At 69.7% G+C, this 20,171-nt stretch carries 9 protein-coding genes and 1 tRNA gene; 5 read left to right on the top strand and 5 right to left on the bottom strand.

The annotated features are described in order from the left end of the window. Positions 1 to 422 precede the first annotated feature (422 nt). Positions 423 to 1,604 (bottom strand): IS91 family transposase, encoded by a 1,182-nt coding sequence (locus NGK70_RS15785; protein ID WP_251969466.1) that lies wholly within the window; start codon positions 1,602 to 1,604, stop codon positions 423 to 425. Between the two features lie 12 nt (positions 1,605 to 1,616). Beyond that, positions 1,617 to 2,552 (bottom strand): tyrosine-type recombinase/integrase, encoded by a 936-nt coding sequence (locus NGK70_RS15780; RefSeq protein ID WP_251969465.1) that lies wholly within the window; start codon positions 2,550 to 2,552, stop codon positions 1,617 to 1,619. Between NGK70_RS15780 and NGK70_RS15775 the strand changes: the two genes are divergently transcribed. The 4 genes from NGK70_RS15775 to NGK70_RS15760 all read left to right on the top strand — a co-directional run bounded on the left by NGK70_RS15775 (position 2,551) and on the right by NGK70_RS15760 (position 6,092). Beyond that, positions 2,551 to 2,817 (top strand): hypothetical protein, encoded by a 267-nt coding sequence (locus NGK70_RS15775; RefSeq protein ID WP_251969464.1) that lies wholly within the window; start codon positions 2,551 to 2,553, stop codon positions 2,815 to 2,817. The genes NGK70_RS15780 and NGK70_RS15775 overlap by 2 nt on opposite strands. 1,109 nt (positions 2,818 to 3,926) lie before the next feature. Continuing rightward, on the top strand, positions 3,927 to 4,967 hold the full coding sequence (locus tag NGK70_RS15770; protein ID WP_251969463.1) for a PRTRC system protein D: 1,041 nt from the start codon (positions 3,927 to 3,929) through the stop codon (positions 4,965 to 4,967). Next, the gene (locus NGK70_RS15765) at positions 4,964 to 5,263 is read left to right on the top strand and encodes a hypothetical protein (RefSeq protein ID WP_251969462.1); all 300 of its coding nucleotides are present in this window, start codon (positions 4,964 to 4,966) and stop codon (positions 5,261 to 5,263) included. The genes NGK70_RS15770 and NGK70_RS15765 overlap by 4 nt, the downstream gene beginning before the upstream one ends. Before the next feature lie 274 nt (positions 5,264 to 5,537). After that, positions 5,538 to 6,092, top strand: a complete 555-nt coding sequence (locus NGK70_RS15760) for a PD-(D/E)XK nuclease family protein (protein ID WP_251969461.1) — start codon at positions 5,538 to 5,540, stop codon at positions 6,090 to 6,092. A 41-nt stretch (positions 6,093 to 6,133) separates the two neighbouring features. Here NGK70_RS15760 and NGK70_RS15755 read toward each other — a convergent pair whose 3' ends face one another. The 3 genes from NGK70_RS15755 to NGK70_RS26495 form a co-directional block, all read right to left on the bottom strand. Then, complete coding sequence (locus NGK70_RS15755; RefSeq protein WP_251969460.1) at positions 6,134 to 7,390, bottom strand: tyrosine-type recombinase/integrase; 1,257 nt, start codon at positions 7,388 to 7,390, stop codon at positions 6,134 to 6,136. A 202-nt stretch (positions 7,391 to 7,592) separates the two neighbouring features. Continuing rightward, positions 7,593 to 7,668, bottom strand: a tRNA-Thr gene (locus NGK70_RS15750). A 33-nt stretch (positions 7,669 to 7,701) separates the two neighbouring features. Next, positions 7,702 to 10,674, bottom strand: a complete 2,973-nt coding sequence (locus NGK70_RS26495) for an O-linked N-acetylglucosamine transferase family protein (RefSeq protein ID WP_310742539.1) — start codon at positions 10,672 to 10,674, stop codon at positions 7,702 to 7,704. A 337-nt stretch (positions 10,675 to 11,011) separates the two neighbouring features. On the opposite strand from NGK70_RS26495, the gene NGK70_RS15730 reads away from it, so the two are divergent. Then, on the top strand, positions 11,012 to 20,122 hold the full coding sequence (locus NGK70_RS15730) for a beta strand repeat-containing protein (protein ID WP_251969459.1): 9,111 nt from the start codon (positions 11,012 to 11,014) through the stop codon (positions 20,120 to 20,122). Positions 20,123 to 20,171: the final 49 nt, after the last annotated feature.

Genomic DNA, 20,171 nt, shown 5'->3' with positions numbered 1-20,171 from the left:
TGCCGCTCGGCTAGGACCGCTTCTGGCCGACTGCGGCCGGTCGAACCTCGATAGCTGAACGACTTCAACTGTTAAGGCTTGTGCGACACCTGCCCAAACGCGCAGACGGTCGCGTGTCTAGCTGCGTCCGGGCAGGTGTTGCATAAGCCTCGAGGGAGGAAACCGCGGCGAACGCCACGGTGATCGTCAAGCGCAGCGGCTATGGCGATTGGAGTGCGCTGGCGTGGCGATCCGGTAGTGCCCGATCCCCTGCACAGGCACTGCTGACCGGCGCGAGGGACTGGCAGTGTGCCATGGCGCTGCGGCAAGGGTCGTCAGCGAGTGGGTAGGCGAGGTATTCGGGGTAGCGTTCGAGCCGAGCGCGCAGCTGTCCACCGGACGCCGTGTGCCGCGTCGAGTCGATGGGCGGTGATGGTGCTCGGTCATGATGTTGGCGGCGCTCGAATCGAGTGGTCGCGCAAGAAGACCTGCAGCACCACCATCGCATGGCCACAGTGGGCGCACACGAAGGTGGGTGCCGGTGCGGCCGACGCATCGTCGGCGCATCCGCAGGGCGGTGGCGGGGTCGCGTGCAACAACTCGCGCGCCAGCACCAGGTTGTGACGCCGGTGGCTGTTGGCCAGCAAGCCGTAGTGCCGGATCCGGTGGAAGCCACCGGGCAGGACATGCAGAAGGAAGCGGCGCATGAACTCCTGGGGGCTCAGCGTCATCGCCTTGTGGCGCGTCTTGCCCTTGGCTCGATAGTCCTTCCAGCGGAAGGTGACCCCGCGCTCGTCCATCGCGAGCAGCCGGCTGTTGGAGATGGCCACGCGGTGCGTGTAGCGCGACAGGTAGGCCAGCACCGCCTGCGGTCCGGCGAATGGCCGCTTGGCGTAGACCACCCACTCGCACTGGCGCAGCGGCGCGAGCCAGGCCGTGAATGCGGCTGCGTCGGCCAGCGCCGCGTGCTCGCCGAAGAACCTGAGCTTGCCGCCATCGTGCAGTCGCTGCAGTTCCTCCAGGAATCGGCGCCTGAACAGCCGCGACAGCACCCGCACCGGCAGGAAGAACCCCGGCCGGCAGGCGATCCAGTGCGAGCCGTCGGGTGCCAGGCCGCCGCCTGGCACGATGCCGTGCACATGCGGGTGGTGGGTCAGGGCCGAGCCCCACGTGTGCAGCACCAGCGTGGCGCCGATGTGGGCACCCAGGTGCCTGGGGTCGGCCGCGATGCGCAGCAGCGTCTCGGCGGCGATGTCGAAGAGCAGGCCGTACAGCGCCGACTTGTTTTGGTGCGCGAGTGCCGCGATGGGCGCTGGCAGCGTAAACACCACGTGGTAGTACTCGACTGGCAGGAGATCGGCTTGACGGGCATCCAGCCAGCGCTGGGCCGCGCTGCTCTGGCACTTCGGGCAGTGCCGGTTGCGGCAGGAGTTGTACGAGACTTCGTCCTGGCCGCACCCTTGACAGCGCAGCACATGCCCGCCCAGTGCCGCCGTGCGGCATTGGGTGATGGCCGACATCACCTTGAGCTGCGCCAGGCTCAGGTGACCACGCTGGGCGTCACGCCAGGCGGATCCGTGCGCACGGAAGATGTCGGCGACCTCCAGGGCGGGTCGCCCCTGCACGGCGGCGGTCGGCTACTGGGCTGGCCGCTCGGGTGCCGGCATGGGCGCGGGTTCGGCTGCCGGCCTGTCCGAGGTCTGATCCAGTGGGCTGATCACCCGGCGCAGCAGATCGGTGGCCACGGCGGCGTACAGGCTCGTGGTGTCCAGCCGCTTGTGCCCGAGCAGCACCTGGATGACACGGATGTCGACCTTCTGCTCCAGCAGATGGGTGGCAAAGGCATGGCGCAGGCCATGTGGCGTGATGCGCTTGTCGATGCCGGCGGTGGCGGCAGCCAGATGCACGGCGCGGTTGAGCTGGCGCGCGCTCACGTGGTCGGTGGGGTCCAGGCCAGGGAACAACCAACCACCGTGGCGGACCTTGCCCTGGGCGTGTCCAAGCCGCCACCAGGCGCGCAGCCGCTCCAGCAGCACGGGACTGAGCATGGCGTATCGGTCCTTGCGGCCCTTGCCCTGCTCCACGCGCAAGGTCATGCGCTCGCCGTCGATGTCCCCGACCTTGAGCGAGACCACCTCGCTGACGCGCAGGCCCGCACCGTAGGCCACCGACATGGCGGCCTGGTGCTTGAGGTTGGGCGCTGCAGCGATCAGGCGGCCCACTTCCTCGGGGCTCAGGATGACCGGCAGCTTGCGCGGCACGGCCACGTGCGTCATCTTGAGCATGAGCTCGGGGCGGCCCAGCGTGATGTCGAAGAAGAACTTCAGACCGGTCAGCGTGGCGTTGATGGTGACCGGGCCGGTGCCGGTGTCGACGAGGTGCAGCTGGAAGCGGCGCAGGTCCTCGGCGGTGGCGGTGTGTGGCGAGCGTCCCAGGAAGGCGGCAAGCTTGCGCACGGCGCGGATGTAGCCCTCCTGCGTGTGCTCGGCAAACTGGCGCATGCGCATGTCCTCGAGCATGCGCCGGCGCAGCGGCGAGACGGTGGCTGATGGGGTCGGGGTGGAGACACTCATGATCCTGCTCCTGTCGATGACCGAGGCGGATTGCCTCGATCGCCAACATCGCAGAGTCACGGGCGCAACGAACCGCTGCCAACGTCGCCGCAGCGCCTACCGCGCGAGCGGTTTAGTCCCCCGCTGCATGGCGGTCATTCCGTGCCGCAGGCTGGGAGAAGGCACTGGAGACAGCCCGTGCAGCAGGATCGGCAAGTCTTCGCCAGTGTTGGTGATCGATGTGGTGAACCCACCCGCCAGCCCACCCACCACGACAGCAGACTGACGTCCCAAGGTTTGCCGGGCGCGAGGCCCGGCGCGGTCGGTCTTAAAAATGACAACGTGATCCGCCCCACGTATGCATTTCTGCAGCGGTGGGATTGGGATGCCGGACTGCCTCAAGGGTCAGCCGCAGGCATCTGCGTGCAGGTCCAGCCTGACACGCCTCGGGTGGATCGGTCCGGGTGACGTGGAGCCGTCACGGGTCGTCGCTCGCTGTGGGACCGCCCCTGACCGCAGAGCCAGGGCGAGGCGAGGGGTGAGCGAAGCCAAGCGGGTGACCCCGACAGGAGCCAGCAACCGCAAGGGGCGTCCTGAGGACGCGTGCTCGACCAGACGACACATTCCGCGCAGGTCTCCAGGACCCGCACCATGAATGCCAGCGCCGCCGCGCTTCAAGAGCGCCCGGTGCACACACCGGACCAGCGGACGCAAGAACTCCACAAGAAGACAACCAGGCCACCTCAGGGATGACCGCCGCAGGGGCTCGGGGCCGCTGCGGATCACTCTGTGACAGGGATGGGCTCGAACAAGCCCGCTCCACAAGGCAGGTAACGACTGCGACGCCTGTGGCTCCGGAAGGAGCGGGCCAGGCTGGCCCATGGGAGGCTCCAGTGGATCGGATCGGGCGGGGCAGCGTCAATGCCCGGTCTCGGCAACCGAAGCGCATGGGCGGCCCTTGAAGGTGGCGAATCCACTGCACGAACGTTGCGATTAGTGGCCTTTATGTTGCGAACCCCCGAATCGTCCCGTCGGCACAGAGGGGGTTGACACGCCCGGCGCCGGCCTCTGGTTCCGAGCTTGAGGTTTTCGAAGGCCCGGCCTCCGGGCTTCCCGCGCCACCTCGGCGGCACCCCCCGGGGTTGACAGCTCCCGCTCGGGTGAGAGCCTGGTCTGACACCCGCAAGCCTTCCTCGGCGCAGAGCACGGTCTTTCTCGACCGCAGTCGGATCCTGGTCTCACTGCGCCGCGACCCACTGCACCGCGATCGGGATAGGTGCCTGCACGAGGACGGCTTCCGGGTGGACGGGCGTCAGCCTCCTCTGGATGCTGGCTGCCGCCCCAGCCCTTTGCACCTTCCCTTGTTCATTCCCTTGCCCGACCTGGAGCCCTTCCATGGAACCGATTGTCAGAGCGGTGGATGTCGGATTCGGCAACACCAAGTTCATCACCGGCGGCAGCCGCCCCAGCGACTTCCGCTGCCAGAGCTTCCCGTCCCGCGCCTACCCCAGCCCGCGCGACCCCAGCAAGGCGCTGGGCAGCGAAGGGCGCAAGACCTACGCCATCCCCATCGGCGGCCTGTTCTACGAGGTCGGCCCCGACGTCATGCTGGCCGCCGACGCCTTCCGCGCCACCGAGATCCACGGCGACTACATCGAGACGCCTCAGTACCTCGCCCTGGCCCGCGGGGCGCTGCGCATGATGCGCCTGGAGACCATCGATCTGCTGGTGGTTGGCCTGCCGGTGGCCCAGTTCGCTGCCCGCAAGACCCAGCTGGAAAAGCTCATGACCGGCCACCACGACCTGGGCGGCGGCAAGGCGGTCACGGTGCACAAGGCCCTCGCCATGGCCCAGCCGCACGGTGCGCTGATCGACTACGCCACCCAGCACGAGCGGGTGGAGGCGATGGAGCAGGAGCTCAGCCTCGTCATCGACCCCGGCTCGCGCACCTTCGACTGGCTGGTGGCGCGGGGCATGAAGCTGGCCCACAAGCAGAGCTTCTCGGTGGACCGGGGCGTCTCCAACGTCCTGCAGCTCATTGCCGACGACATCAGCCAGGAGATCGGTCAGCCCTATACCAACTTCGAGGCCATCGACCTGGCGCTGCGCAGCGGCAAGGGCCTGACCGTCTTCCAGCGCAGCTACAACCCCGCGCGCCTGCGCCCGATGGTGGACATCATCGCCCGCGACGCAGTGGCAGCCATGATGCGGCGCATCGGCGGGGCCTACAACATCCAGCACGTCATCCTGGTGGGAGGTGGCGCCTTCCTGTTCCGCAAGGCGGTCAAGCAGGCCTTCAGCTCGCACCAGATCCTGGAAGTGAAGGAGCCGATGTTCGCCAACGTGCGCGGCTACCAGATCGCCGGCCAGAACTACCTGGCCAGCCTGCCCGGTGGCTGGGCCCGACCCAAGACCACCGGCGGGGAGGGCGCATGAACACGACCCAACCGGCAACAGAGCCGATCCGACTGCTCTTCGAGATGCAGCGCGACGACAACCCGCGCCTGTACGACGACCTGGTGAGATTCAACAAAGGGCCCAAGCGGGTGAACCGCCTCAGGTTCCTGGCCCACGAGGGGCTGATTGCGCAGCGCTGGCTGGAGCAGGGTCTGGCCCTGGCACCGCAGATCCAGCTGCCGAGGGCGGAGGCGACGAACCGCATCAACGTCCAGGCGGCCCGCCAGACCAATCAGGCCTTTGATCTGCCGGAAGACGGCGAAGGAGATGCCTGATGGACCGCAAACCTCAACCCAGAAGGACACACCGCCGGGTCGGCGCTTCGGAGCTGGCGCAGATGGCGGTGTGTGAGCGGCGCGTGCTGCTCGAACACCGATTCGGCAAGCGGAACAGCGATGAAAGACGCAGAGCCATGCAGCGGGGGCAGCGTGTCCATCGCAGGTGCCTGCAAGAGGGGCGCAGAGGCGCAATCGCCTGGCGATGGATCAGGCTCGTGATCGATTGGGTTCGGCGCCTGCTTGGCCTGCTACGGGTCGGAGGAGGGCGGTGATGGACACCTGGAATGAGACCGTCCCGGGGCTGGTGGGAGCCGTCATCGGTTGGCTGGGCTGGCGCTGGCTGCGGCAGCGTTCGCAACGCCTGCCTGCGCAGTTGAAGGGTGCGCAGAGGATCTGGACCGAACGCGAGTTCGTCATGGACGAGCCCGTGCGGCTGGTAGCTCGGGTGGATGCGGCCTGGCGCCTGGAGACCGGCGAGATCGTGCTGGTGGAGGTGAAGCATCGCCGGCATGACCGGGTGCATCGCTCGGATGTCGTCCAGCTGTCGGCGCAGCGATTGGCGGCTGAAGCGGTGACGGGGGAATCGATCGCTCCGTGGGGCTGGGTGTGCGTCCATCGCGGGAGGTGGTGGCGCCGAACCCGGTGGCATCGGGTGGAGTTGATCACGCAAGGGGAGGTGATCGACTTGATGCGCCGGCGGGAGAAGGTGTTGGAGGGAGTGATGCCGGCCTGCCGGGCGGCCACTCCAGGTGTGTGCCAAGCTTGTGAGTGGCGGGAGAGATGCGCTGAAGTGGCTCCTGAAAGCCGCTGGAACTGGAGTCGGTAACTTCGCGCGCTTGAGCAAGGCACCGCATTCCGGTGCGTCGTCTACTGTTGCCGTGACTTTCGGCCCAGACGCAGCCGGTCGAGATAGTCAGCCCAGTCCTGCATCATCTTTCGCCGTTGGTCCAGAAACTCGGTGCGGTTGTATGCGCGCCCGAGCGCGTCTGGAACCGCGTGAGCCAGTTGGGCCTCAATGACATCTGGCGTCACGTTGAGTCGTTCGTGCAGAAGAGTACGGGCCATGGCTCGGAAGCCGTGCGCAGTCATGTCATCGGGTCCGAATCCCAGTCGACGAAGGGCTGCGTTCAAAGTCATGTCGCTGATGGGTCTGTCTCGGCTGCGCAGCCCCGGAAAGACCAAACGCCCTTGCCCGGTCAATGGATGAAGGTCTCGCAGCAATGCCGCTGCTTGCTGTGAGAGAGGCACGACATGAGGGGCGCCAGTCGCCTTCCCTTGAAGACTTCGTTTCATCCGGGCCGACTTGATGGTGAAGGTGGATGCATCGAGGTCGATCTCATTCCACTCAGCTCCACGGATCTCGCCTGGGCGCTGGAAGAGGTAGGCACACAGCAACAAGGCTACACGGGTGGTCATGTGTCCCTGATAACCATTGATCGCGCGCATCAGCTCGCCGACCCTTGTTGGATCCACGATTGCTGCTCGATGGGTGGTGACGATGGGGCGAAGGGCGTCACTCAGGTCCGCTGCCGGGTTGTGCAGGCAACGACCGGTGGCGACGCCGTACCTGAAGATCTGCCCGCAGGCCTGCTTTACCTTGTGTGCGGTTTCGATCCTCCCGCTGGACTCGACGCGGCGAAGGCACTCGAGCAAGTCGGGGGCAGTCAGGGTGGAAAGGGGACGTTTGCCGATCCAAGGAAAGATGTGCAGAGCCAGTCGTGACTCGGTGCGCGATACATGTCCAAGGCTGACTTTGTATTTCTGGACGGCGCTGAGCCATTCCCGTCCGACCGCTTCGAAGCTGTCCATCGGCGGCAATCCCGCAATTGCACGAGCTGCCTCCTCCTGCCGATGCAGTGTGTCTCTCTTCGTCTGTCTCCGAACGTCGCCAGGATTCTTGCCTTCGGCAAGCAAGCGGCGCGCATCCTCCCGCTTCTGGCGTGCCGCCTTGAGTGAGACTTCTGGGTGGACTCCGAAGGCCAGGCGACTCTCCCGTCCCTGGAATCGGTACTTCATGCGCCAGTAGCGTCCACCCGCGGCGGTGATCTCCAGGTAAAGGCCCCCACCGTCGAAGTGCTTGCCGGTGGCAACGAGGGTGCGAAGCGCGACGTCCGTCAGCGGCATGACCGTACTCCTGTTCGTGCCCTGGATCCTGGGGGCACATTTGAGGGACATCTGCCCGATTTGGCGAGATGCCCCCATTTGTGCCCCCAGCAGGCCCCGGATGTCAATCGACGGCGCGGGACGTCTGGGCATGAAAAAAGCCCGCTCTCCTGGGGGACAGCGGGCTTTTCAGGACTTCATGCAACCTCAGTGGAACCTGAGGTGGTGCCGGTGAAAGGAATCGAACCCTCGACCTTCTCATTACGAATGAGCTGCTCTACCAACTGAGCTACACCGGCGAAGCTCAATATTGTAGCAGCAAGATGTTGTGGTCAGATCATGGCGGCGTTGGTTTGTCGCGGCCTCACCTCATTTGGAGCGATCCGGCGGCGTTCGTGCAGTTCTTCCATGACGGCTTCAAGCTGGCGAACGTGGCGGCGGACGTCGAACAGCGGTGCGTGGACGGTGGCCTCGCCGAGGCGGCGACGCAGCGCCATGAGTTCGCGTGGATGGCGCAGGTGGTGCCTCGCGCGGTCTTCGTAGCTGGCGAGGTCGTGGCAGACCAAGGTGGTCGCGTCGAGTCCTGCGGCTTCCAGCCAGGGCGCCGCGCTGGCGCAGGCTTCCCGGGCTTGGAAGGCGAGGGCGGGCAGGCCGGCGGCAAGGGCCTCGCCAAGCGAATGCGGGTCGGCCTGCGGGCCGGGGGCGAGGTGCAGGTCCGCGAGGCCGAGCCAGCCCTGGGCCGGTGAGGTGGCGTGCGATTCTGCGAACACCAGTCGAGCAGGTGCGATGCCTGCTGCCTGGGCGGTGGCGCGCAGGTGCTGGCGGGCCGGAGTGGGGTGGTCGCGCAGCCAGAGCACCGCCGGTGGGCAGGCGCGCAGCAGGCGCATCCAGAGTTGGAAGATATCGGGCTGGATCCAGCTGCATGGTGCCCAGCAGGCGAGCACGGGGGCGCGCTCGGGCAATCCGGCCAGGGCGCGGCTGGGTGGCGATGTGACGGACTGGGCTGGCGCGAGCAGCCGCGCGCGCGCCTGGTGGTGGAGCACGAGGTGGGCGTGGGGCAGGTCGACGCGGCGCGGGTCGTGGTCCCCGTCGTCGAGCGGCTCGCGCTGCGCGAGCGCGGCGTCGATCCAGGTTGGCAGGGGCTGGCCATGCCGTCCAAGCCAGGTCAGTTGCAGTGTGGCGACACGGCGTGCCAGGACGCTGGCACGGTTGAGCAGGCCGCTGCCTTCGAGGTCCAGCAGCACGTCGATGCCGAGGTCGCTCAGATGCCGTTGTGCAGCGAGGTCGGTGTGGCCGGTGAGATCGATCAGGCGCAGGCTGGCTTCGTCGGCCTGCTCGTGCGTGTGCAGGGCCAGTCCGTCGGCGCGACCCCACGAGCAGGCCCAGGCGTCGAACCGGGCCGCGTCATGTTCGGCGAGCACGGCCTGCACCCAGTCGGCATCACGGCGATCGGGGCGCTCGGCGAACGCGTAGGCGATGCGCAGGCGGCGATGCGGGGCAGAGGCGCCTCGCGGGCGTGTGCGGGTTTGGGGCCTTTCGGTGGTGCTGGAGGCATCGGGCGGGGGCGTGGCGTCGGCCGCCGTGTGCTGCCAGGCGCGTTGCAGCAGCAGCGTGGCCGCTGGGCGGGTGTCGTCCTGCAAGCTCAACCACTGCAGGTCTGCCGGCGCCGGCAGGGCGGCGGTGGGTGTGGCCAGGAGACGGTGAAGGGCCGTGGCGAGTGCCGCCAGGGCTTCGAGACCGGTCCAGTCGGCGAGTTCGCGGCGCAGCAGATGGTGGTCGATCTGCAGGTCGGCGGGCAGGGTGCTCGTCGCAGCGAAGGCCTCCAGTGCCGCCAGGGCGCGCTCGGGGTGCCGCACCTGCCGTTCGAGCCGGACCAGTTGGCGCAGGTGGCTGACGTCGCCGGGCGCCAGTGCATGAGCGCGCCGGGCGTCGGAGACGGCAGGCGTCCACGCGCCGCAGGCGGCATGGGCCCGGGCGCGCTCGGCCGTGCTGCGCAGGTGCAGCGGGTGGTCGGGTTCGGTGGAGGCGAGCACCTGGTCGAAGTGCGGCAGGGCCTCGTCGGCGTGGCCGCTGCGACTGAGCAGGATGCCGAGATTGAAATGCAGGTCCAGCGCACCGGGGTGCTGTTGCAGGGCGCGCCTGTACAGCGCAGCGGCTTCGTCGCTGCGGCCGAGGCGGGCGAGCGCGTCGGCCTGTTCCTTGAGTGCGCCAGGGTTGTCGGGCGCGAGCAGGAGGGCGTTGGCGGCTTCGGTGGCGGCGAGTTCGGTGTGGCCGGTTTGCTGAAGCAACCGGGCATGCAGGGTGCGCAGCCCGGCATGGCCCGGCGAGGCCGCGACCGCATGCTGGACGGCCTGCAGCGCCTCGGCATGCCGGCCGCGGGCCGATTCGGCGAGCGCCAGGCTCTGCCAGCCCTGCGCGAAGCCGGGGGTGCGGTGGGTGACGTGTTCGAAATGGGCTGCGGCCAGGTCCAGGTCACCCGACTGCTGGGCCAGCACGCCGAGCAGGTGCCAGAGGTCGCTGCGGTGCGGGTGCGGAACGAGCAGGCGCCGGGCCACCGACTGCGCCTGGCGGTGATCGCCCTGCTGGAAGGCCTCGAAGCACTGCTGGACTGCGGCCTGCTCGTCACCGAGCAGCCCCAGGCTGTCGCCCGCCGGGTGCGCGGCGGCGTACATGGCGGCCATGGGGCCGATGAGGGCTGCCCACTCGGCCAGGGTGTTGGGGGTCGGGGTGGGGGAGTCAAGGACCTGAAGGGGCTGACGGGTCTCGGGCGCAACCTGGCGTTCGGGAACAACCTGCGCCGGAGGCGGGGTGCTGCCGACCCACCACAGGGGGATGCCCAGGTCCCCGGCCAGCCGCGCGGCGATCGGGTCGTTGGTGACCAGGCGGTCGAGCAGCGCCAGCTGCTGTGCGGCGAGCGCGTCGGCGCCTGCCGGGTCTGACGCGCCCTGGCTGCCGGGCCAGGGTCCGGCACGGAGTTGGCCGGGCAGTCCGGCTGGCAGCGGGTCGAGGGCCGACTCGCTGGCGGGGTCATCCCAGAAGACGTGGCGCAGGCCCGGGATGCGCAGCGCTGGCGGCAGCGCCGTGTCCGTCCGAGTGGGCATCGTGGCGTCGATGCGCCAGCCGAGCAGGCGCTCGCGTTCGGGGAGCCAGCCGAGCAGGCACCAGTCCTGCGCCAGCTGCCGCAGGCCGGCGGCATCGACGTGGCGTGCGGGCCGCAGGGCGGGGTGCAGCGGCATCGCCGCCTGGTCTGGGGGATTGGCCAGCCCGGCAGAGGCGGCTGAAGGGGGGAGCGCAGAGTCGTCCATGTCGCGCGCCAGCCTACGGTGCAACCTGGGGACGTGGTCCTGCGAGCAGGGCAGCGGTTGTGGGGCAGTTCTGCGGTGAGCCCGCCCGGGCGACCTCGCCAGGCAGGGCGGGGGCACCGGTGAGCAACAGGCGGCGCTCGGGTGCTCTTTTTGGCCGATCACACCCTTCAAGTCTCCGGCATGGTGGCCGATAACGCCGACAGAGGTATCAGGTCCGGTTGCTCCTGGGGGGGAATCGGGCCACGCATCTGTAGCGATTTTTCAATCCGGGGCTTGGTGGCGCGGCGCGGCCGACCACTGTGCCAACCTGCTTTCGAGCCCGTTCAGGAACTGTCTCATGGCCACTTCGATCATCGCGTCGCTGACCACCGCCCAAGTGGCGGCCCTGTCGACCAACACCATTGCCGCGCTGGCCACCGATGACTGGTCCGTGTTCACCTCGGAACAGATTGCCGCGTTGAGCTCCACCCAGGTGGGCGCGATCTCCACGGCGGGATTGGCCGCGATCACCACGGAAGCGCTGGCGGCACTCGAGACCCGTGACCTGGTCGGCCTGAACACCGCGCAGATCCAGGCGCTGACCACCGACCAGGTGGCCGCGTTGACCACCGCCCAGGTGGGGGCTCTGTCGACCCGGCAGGTGCGCTCGCTGACGACCGAGCAGGTCCAGGCGCTGGAGACCGACGATGTGGCTGCGCTGACCTCGGTCCAGGTGGCCGGGTTGAGCACGGCGCAGGCCCAGGCGTTGACCAGCACGCAGGCGCAGGCCCTGGAGACCGCAGACCTGCGGGCGATGACGACGGCGGCGATCCGGGCGCTGGGCACCGATGCGGTGGCGGCGCTCACCACCGAGCAGGCGGCGGCGCTGACCTCGTCGCAACTGGCAGCGCTGACGACGGCGCAGGTCGCCGCGCTGCAGACCGATGAACTCGCGGTGCTGAGCAGCGCGCAGTTCGTGGCGCTGAACTCCGCCCAGGCGGCGGCGCTGACCACCGACCAGGTCGCTGCGCTCACGACCGAGCAGGTCGCTGCGATGACCTCGCGGCAACTGGCCGCGCTCGACACGGCACAGGTGCAGGCCCTGGCAACCGACAACATTGCCGCCCTGACCACCGCGCAGGCCGCGTCGCTGAGCGCGACCCAGGCGGGCGCGCTGACCACCGCGCAGGTGCAGGCGTTGGAGACCAACGACCTGCATGCGCTGAGCACAGCCGCCGTGCGGGCCCTCACCACCGATGCGATCGACGCGCTGACGACGGCGCAGGCCGTGGCGCTGAGCAGCCGCCAGGTGGCCGCCCTGACCACCGAGCAGGTGCAGGCCGTGGCCACCGATGACCTGGCGGTGCTGTCCACCGCGCAGGTCCGTGCGCTGGGCACCGCCCTGGTGGGTGCGCTGACGACCGGGCAGGTCGACGCGCTCACGACCAGCCAGATGGCTGGGCTGTCCACCGCGCAGGTCCGTGCGCTCGACACCGCCCAGGTCGAGGCCCTGTCCACGGCCAACGTGGCGGCGCTTGACAGCAGCCAGGTGCGGGCGTTCGACACCGCGCAGGTGGCTGCCCTGACGACCGCCCAGGTCGAAGCCATCGAGACCCAGGACCTGCGTGCCCTGACCACGGCGGCACTGGGTGCGCTGGCCACCGATGCCATCGCTGCCCTGACCACCGCGCAGGCGGCGGCGCTGACCTCCGGGCAACTGGCCTCGCTGAGCACCGAGCAGGTGCAGGCCGTCACCACCGACGGGATCGCGGCGCTGAGCACGGCGCAGATCGCCGGGCTCGGCACGGCCCAGGTGCAGGCGCTGACGACGGAACAGATCGAAGCCTTCACCACCGCCCAGGTCAGCGGCTTCACGACCCGCCAGGTGGCGGCCCTGACGACCGAGCAGATCCAGGCGGTCGAGACCGCGGACGTCGCGGCCCTGAGCACCGGCCAGGCGGCGGCGCTGAATTCGGCCCAGGTCGAGGCGCTCACCACCGCGCAAGTGCAGGCGCTGGAGACCCAGGACCTGCGTGCCATCCGCACGTCGGCCATCTCGGCGCTGACCACCGACGGCATCGATGCACTGACGACCGCCCAGGCGGTGGCGCTGTCGAGCGGACAGGTGGCGGCGCTGACGACCGCGCAGGTCCAGGCCATCGCCACCGATGACCTCACGGTGATGGACACCGCCCAGGTGCGTGCGCTGGGCACGCAGCAGATCCAGGCGCTCAACACCGACCAGATCGAGGCGCTCAACACCGCCCAGGTCGCCGGGCTGAGCACCCGCCAGGTGGCCGCACTGGCCACCGACCAGGTCCAGGCCATCGACACGGCCGACGTGGCCGCGCTGACCACGGCGCAGGCGGCGGCACTGAGTTCGGCGCAGGTCGAGGTGCTGACGACCGCCCAGGTGCAGGCCCTGGAGACCCAGGACCTGCGGGCCATCCGCAGCAGCGCGATCTCGGCCCTGAGCACCGACGGCGTGGGGGCGTTGGCTACCGACCAGGTGGCCGCGCTGACCACCGCACAGGTGGCCGCCCTGACCACGGCGCAGGTCGAAGCGATTGCCACGGATGACGCTGCGGCGCTGACGACGGCGCAGGTGCGCGCACTCACCACCGAGCAGCTCCAGGCGATCACCACCGCGCAGGTGGAGGCACTGGAGAGCAGCCAGGTCGGCGCACTCAGCACCCGCCAGGTCGCGGTGCTGAGCACCGCGCAGGTCCAGGCGATCCAGACCAGCGACGTGGCGGCCCTCAGCACGGCCCAGGCGGGGGCGCTGGATTCCGCCCAGGTGGCGGCGTTGACCAGTGCCCAGGTTGCGGCACTGGAGACGGCCGACCTGCGCGCCATCCGCACCTCGTCGATCTCCGCACTCGGCACCGATGCCATCGACGCCCTGTCCACCGCCCAGGCGGTGGCCCTGAGCACCGGGCAGATCGCGGCCCTCACTTCCAGCCAGGTGGCGGCCATTGCCACCGACAGCATCGCGGTGCTCACCACCGCCCAGGCCGGCGCGCTGCACAGCGTGCAGGCGCCGGCGCTGACGACGGCGCAGGTGGGGGCGCTGGTCACCGAGGACGTGCGGGCGATGACCACCCGCGCGCTGCAGGCACTGGGCACAGACGCCATCGAGGCGCTGACCACTGCCCAGGCGGCGGCCCTGAAGAGCACCCAGGTGGCGGCACTGACCACCGAGCAGGTGCAGGCCATCGGCACCGACGACCTCGCGGTGCTGAACACGGCGCAGATCACCGCGCTCACCACCGCGCAGATCGCCGCGCTGACCACCGACCAGATCGCTGCGCTGACCACCGCGCAGGCGGCTGCGCTGCGGACCTCGCAGCTGGCGGCGCTGACCACCGAGCAGGTGCAGGCCATCGGCACGGATGACCTGGCTGCCCTGAGCAGCCTGCAGGTGGCCAGCCTGAACTCGACCTGGGTGACGGCGCTGACCACCAGCCAGATCCAGGCCATCGAGACGCAGGACCTGGCTGCGCTCAAGTCCGCTCCGCTGGCGGCCCTGGGCACGGACCAGATCGAGGCGCTGACGACCGCGCAGGCCGCCGCCCTCAGGAGCACGCAACTGGCGGTGCTGACCACCGAGCAAGTGCAGGCCATTGCCACCGACGACTTGGCGGTGCTGAGCAGCACCCAGCTCGGTGGCTTGCGGACCGACCAGATCGCCGCGCTGACCACCGACCAGGTCGATGCCTTGACGACGGCCCAGGCCGCCGCGCTGCGCACCACCCAGCTGGCCGCGCTCGGCACGGCCCAGGTGCAGGCGATCGGGACCGATGACATCGCCGCGCTGACCACCGCCCAGGTCGCCGGCATGGGTTCGGCCCAGCTCACTGCGCTGACCACGGAGCAGGTGCAGGCGCTGGAGACCCAGGACGTCGCGGCCATCCGCACCAGCGTGATCAGCACGCTCGGCAGCGATCAGATCGAGGCCCTGACCACGGCGCAGGCCGCGGCACTCAAGAGCACGCAGCTGGCGGCGCTGACCACCGAGCAGGTGCAGGCCATTGGCACGGACGACATCGCGGCGCTGACCACCGGCCAGGTGCTCGGCCTCACGACCGCGCAGATCGCGGCGTTGACGACCAACCAGGTCGATGCGCTGACGACGGCGCAGGCCGCTGTACTCAAGACCAGCCAGCTCGCGGCGCTGGACACGGCGCAGGTCCGGGCGATCGGTACCGACGACCTGGCCGCACTGACCACCGCGCAGCTGGCCGGCATGGGCTCGACCCAGTTGGCCGCGCTCAACAGTGAACAGATCCAGGCGCTGGAGACGCAGGACGTGGCGGCCATCCGCACCAGCGTGATCGCCAGCCTGGGTACCGACCAGATCGACGCGCTCACCACCGCGCAGGCCGCGGCGCTCAAGAGCACCCAGCTGGCGGCGCTGACCACCGAGCAGGTGCAGGCCCTGGCCACCGACGACCTCCAGGCCCTGGGCACAGCGCAGTTGGCGGGCCTGAAGACCAGCCAGATCGCTGCCCTGACCACCGGGCAGATCGATGCGCTGACCACCGAGCAGGCGGCGGCGCTCAAGAGCAGCCAGATCGCTGCGCTGACCACCGAGCAGGTTCAAGCCCTGGCGACGGACGACTTGGCCGTGCTGGGCAGCACCCAGCTCGCCGGGTTCACGACCGAACAGATCGCGGCGCTGACCACGGAGCAGGTCGATGCGCTGACCACCGCCCAGGCCGCGGTGCTGCGCACGACGCAGCTGGCGGCGCTGACCACGGCGCAGGTGCAGGCGATCGGCACCGACGACGTGGCCGCGCTGACCAGCGCCCAGTTGGCCGGCATGGGCTCGACCCAGCTGGCGGCGCTGACGACCGAACAGGTGCAGGCGCTGGAGACGCAGGACGTCGCGGCCATCCGCACCAGCATGATGGCCAGCCTGGGCACCGACCAGATCGAGGCACTCACGACCGCGCAGGCCGTGGCGCTGCGCAGCGCCCAGCTGGCGGCGCTGACCACCGAGCAGGTGCAGGCGATCGGCAGCGACGACCTCGCTGCGCTGAGCACGGCCCAGGTGGGTGGCTTCACCACTGCGCAGGTGGCTGCGCTGACGACGGCACAGATCGATGCACTGACCACCGCGCAGGCGGCGGCGCTCAAGACCAGCCAGCTGGCGGCGCTGGACACCGCGCAGGTGCAGGCCATCGGCACCGATGACATTGCCGCGCTGACCAGCACCCAGCTGGCCGGCATGGGCTCGACGCAGTTGGCCGCGCTGACCACCGAACAGGTGCAGGCGCTGGAGACGCAGGACGTGGCGGCCATCCGCACCGGCATCATCTCCAGCCTGGGCACCGACCAGATCGAGGCGCTGACCACCGCACAGGCGGCCGCGCTCAGGAGTGCCCAGCTGGCCTCGCTGACCACCGAGCAGGTGGCTGCGATCGGCACCGACGACCTCGCCGCGCTGACCACGGTGCAGGTGGGGGGGGTCACGACGGCACAGGTTGCCGCGCTGACGACCGCCCAGGTCGACGCGCTGACGACGGCCCAGGCCGCGGCCCTGCGCAGCAGCCAGCTGGCAGCCCTGGACACGGCCCAGGTGCAGGCCATCGGGACCGACGACCTGGCCGCGCTGACCACCGCGCAGCTGGCGACGATGGGCTCCAACCAGCTGGCGGCGCTGACCACCGAGCAGGTGCAGGCGCTGGAGACACAGGACGTCGCGGCCATCCGCACCAGCGTGATCACCAGTCTCGGCACCGACCAGATCGACGCCCTGACCACGGCCCAGGCCGCAGCGCTCAAGAGCAGCCAGATCGGTGCGCTGACCACCGAGCAGCTGCAGGCGCTGGCCACCGACGACCTGGCTGCGTTGGGAACCGCCCAGCTGGCGGGCCTCAGGACCAGCCAGGTCGAGGCCTTCACCAGCAGCCAGATCGAGGCGCTGACCACCGCCCAGGCCGCTGCGCTGAAGAGCAACGTGCTGACGGCGCTGACCACCGAGCAGATCCAGGCCCTGGCCACCGACGACCTGGTGGCGCTGACCACCGCCCAGATCGCCGTACTCACCACCGCCCAGACCGAGGCGCTGACCACCGCGCAGATCGACGCGCTCACCACCGCGCAGGCGGGCGCACTGAAGGCCACGCAGCTGGCGGCGCTGACGACGGCGCAGGTGCAGGCCATCGGGACCGATGACGTCGCTGCGCTGAGCAGCGCGCAGCTGGCCGGCATGGGCTCGACCCAGCTGGCGGCGCTGACCACCGAACAGGTGCAGGCGCTGGAGACCCAGGACTTGGCGGCCATCCGCAGCAGCGTCATCAGCGCGCTGGGCACCGACCAGATCGAGGCACTGACGACTGCCCAGGTGGCGGCGCTCAAGAGCAGCCAGCTGACGGCGCTGACCACCGAGCAGGTGCAGGCCATCGGCAGCGACGACATCGCCGCGCTGACCACCGCCCAGGTCGGGGCCTTCACCACCGCCCAGGTCGAGGCACTGAGCACGGCGCAGGTCGATGCCCTCACCACGGCCCAGGCTGCGGCCTTGAAGGCCACGCAGCTGGCGGCGCTGACCACGGCGCAAGTGCAGGCCATCGGCACCGACGACGTGGCCGCGCTGACCAGCATGCAGCTGGCCGCGATGGGCTCGACCCAGTTGGCGGCGCTGACCACCGAGCAGGTGCAGGCGCTGGAGACGCAGGACGTCGCGGCCATCCGCAGCAGCATGATCAGCGCGCTCGGCACCGACCAGATCGACGCGCTCACCACCGCGCAGACGGCGGCGCTCAAGACCAGCCAGCTGGCCGCGCTGACGACCGAGCAGGCCCAGGCCATCGCCACCGATGACCTGGCGGTCCTGAGCACGACGCAGATCGGCGCCTTCACCACGGCGCAGGTCGAGGCACTGGGCACCGACCAGATCGACGCCCTCACCACGGCCCAGGCCGCGGCCTTGAAGGCCACGCAACTGGCGGTCCTGACGACCGCGCAGGTGCAGGCCATTGGTACCGACGACATTGCCGCACTGACCAGCGCGCAACTGGCCGGCATGGGCTCGACCCAGCTGGTGGCGCTGACCACCGAGCAGGTCCAGGCGCTGGAGACGCAGGACGTGGCGGCCATCCGCACCAGCGTGATCAGTGCGCTGGGCACCGACCAGATCGAGGCGCTGACCACCGCGCAGGCGGCGGCACTCAGGACCAGCCAGCTGGCGGCGCTGACCACCGAGCAGGTGCAGGCCATTGGCACCGACGACATCGAAGCCCTGACCACGACGCAGGTCATCGGCCTGACCACCGCGCAGGTCGAGGTGCTGACCACGGCCCAGGTTGATGCCCTGACGACGGCCCAGGCCGCGGCCTTGAAGGCGACGCAGCTCGCGGCACTGACCACGGCGCAGGTGCAGGCCATCGGTACCGACGACATTGCCGCGCTGACCAGCGCCCAGCTGGCCACGCTGGGCTCGACCCAGGCGGCGGCGCTGACCACCGAGCAGATCCAGGCGCTGGAGACGCAGGATGTGGCGGCGTTGCGCAGCAGCGTGATCAGCGCCCTGGGCACCGACCAGATCGAGGCCCTGACCACCGCCCAGGCGGGGGTGCTCACCAGCAGCCAGATTGCCGGGCTGACCACCGAGCAGGTGGCGGCGATCGGCACCGACGACCTGGCCGTGCTCAGCAGCGCACAGCTGGGCGGGCTGAAGACCGACCAGGTGGCGGCGCTGACGACCGATCAGGTCGATGCGCTCACCACGGCCCAGGCGGCGGCGCTGAAGACCAGCCAGATCGCGGCGCTGACCACCGAACAGGTGCAGGCGTTGGCCACGGATGACGTTGCAGCGCTCACCACCAGCCAGCTCGGCGGCTTCAACACCGAGCAGGTGCAGGCCTGGACCACGGCCCAGGTCGAGGCCCTGACCACCGTGCAGGTGTCCGCCCTGCGCAGCGCGCAACTCGGGGCGCTGACCACCGAACAGGTGCAGGCCATCGGCACCGATGACATCGTCGCGTTGACCAGCACGCAGCTGGCCACCCTGGGCACCACCCAGCTGGCAGCGCTGACCACCGACCAGGTGCAGGCGCTGGAGACCACCGACCTGCGGGCGATCACCACCGCATCGATCAGCGCCCTGACCACCGACGAGGTGGCGGCGCTGACCACCGAGCAGATCGCCGTGCTGAGCAGCGCCCAGGTGGCGGCGTTGACCACCGAGCAGGTCCGCACCATCGAGACCGACGACATCGCCGCGATGACGACCGCCCAGGTGGCCGCGCTCACCACCGACCAGGTGGCCGCGCTGAGCACGGACCAGATGGCCGCGCTGGCGACCGACGACATGGTGGCGCTGACCACGGCCCAGTTCGCTGCGCTGGGCACCGACCAGTTGCAGGCGATCGAGACCGCCGACCTGCATGCAATCACCACGGCCGACTTCGCGACCCTGAGCACCACGCTGATCGAGGCCTTCACCACCGACCAGATCCAGGCGCTCACCACCGACCAGATCGTGGCCTTCACCTCGGTGCAGATCCAGGCGTTGACCACTGACCAGATCGTTGCGCTGACGAGTGACCAGGTGATCGCGCTGCAGACCCAGGACATCGCGGCGATGTCGATGACGCAGATCTCGGCCATCGAGACCAGCGACGTCGCGCTGATGAGCGGGGCGCAGGTCGACGCCATGATCGGTGCCACGCCGCTGGTGCTCGACCTGGACGGCAACGGCGTCTCGACGCTGGCGGCCTCCGAGGGCGTGCGCTTCGACGTGAACGCCACCGGCACGACCGAGCAGGTCGGCTGGGCCGCCGCGACCGATGGCCTGCTGGTGCGTGACCTGAACAGCGACGGGCTGGTCAACGACGGCAGCGAGCTCTTCGGCGGCGGCACGCAGCTGGCGAGCGGCCAGCGGGCTGGCAACGGCTATGCCGCGCTGGCGGGTCTGGACAGCAACCATGACGGCCGCATCACCCAGGCCGATGCGGCCTACGGCGAGCTGAAGGTCTGGGTGGACAAGGACTCCGACGGCGTCACCGACGGCGGCGAGCTGCGCACGCTGGCCGACCTGGGCATCGTCTCGATGGACCTGCACGCCCAGGCCGGCACGGCGACGGACAACGGCAACCTGCTGGGCCTGACGTCGAGCTACCAGACCGCCGACGGCGGCAGCCACCAGATGGCCGACGTGTGGTTTGCCAAGCAGGCCACCGGGTCGGCTGGCTCGGCCGGATCGGGCGAGGTCACGCTGGGCGACTTGCTGGCCGAGGCACCCACCGAGCTGCTGCCGGTGACCGCTGTGGCGGCGGCCGGCGCGACCGACGGCACGGCGGCGTCGACGGCGTCCACCTCCGCCAGCGCTGCCGCCGCGACGGCGGCGGCCACCTCGGCAGACAGCGCGGCCAACACCGCGGCCGAGGCCGATGCCGCCCTGGCCCTGTCGCAGCACCAGATCGCACTCGACGACCTGCTGCGCCAGCAGCCGCTGCTCTGACCTGGCGCCCCGGTCGGCAGGCCGGGGCCCGATCAACGCACCTCTGATG

It is taken from the genome of Sphaerotilus microaerophilus (assembly GCF_023734135.1).
Taxonomy (GTDB): Bacteria; Pseudomonadota; Gammaproteobacteria; order Burkholderiales; family Burkholderiaceae_C; genus Sphaerotilus; species Sphaerotilus microaerophilus.
This window is presented reverse-complemented; position numbering and strand designations above follow the sequence as displayed.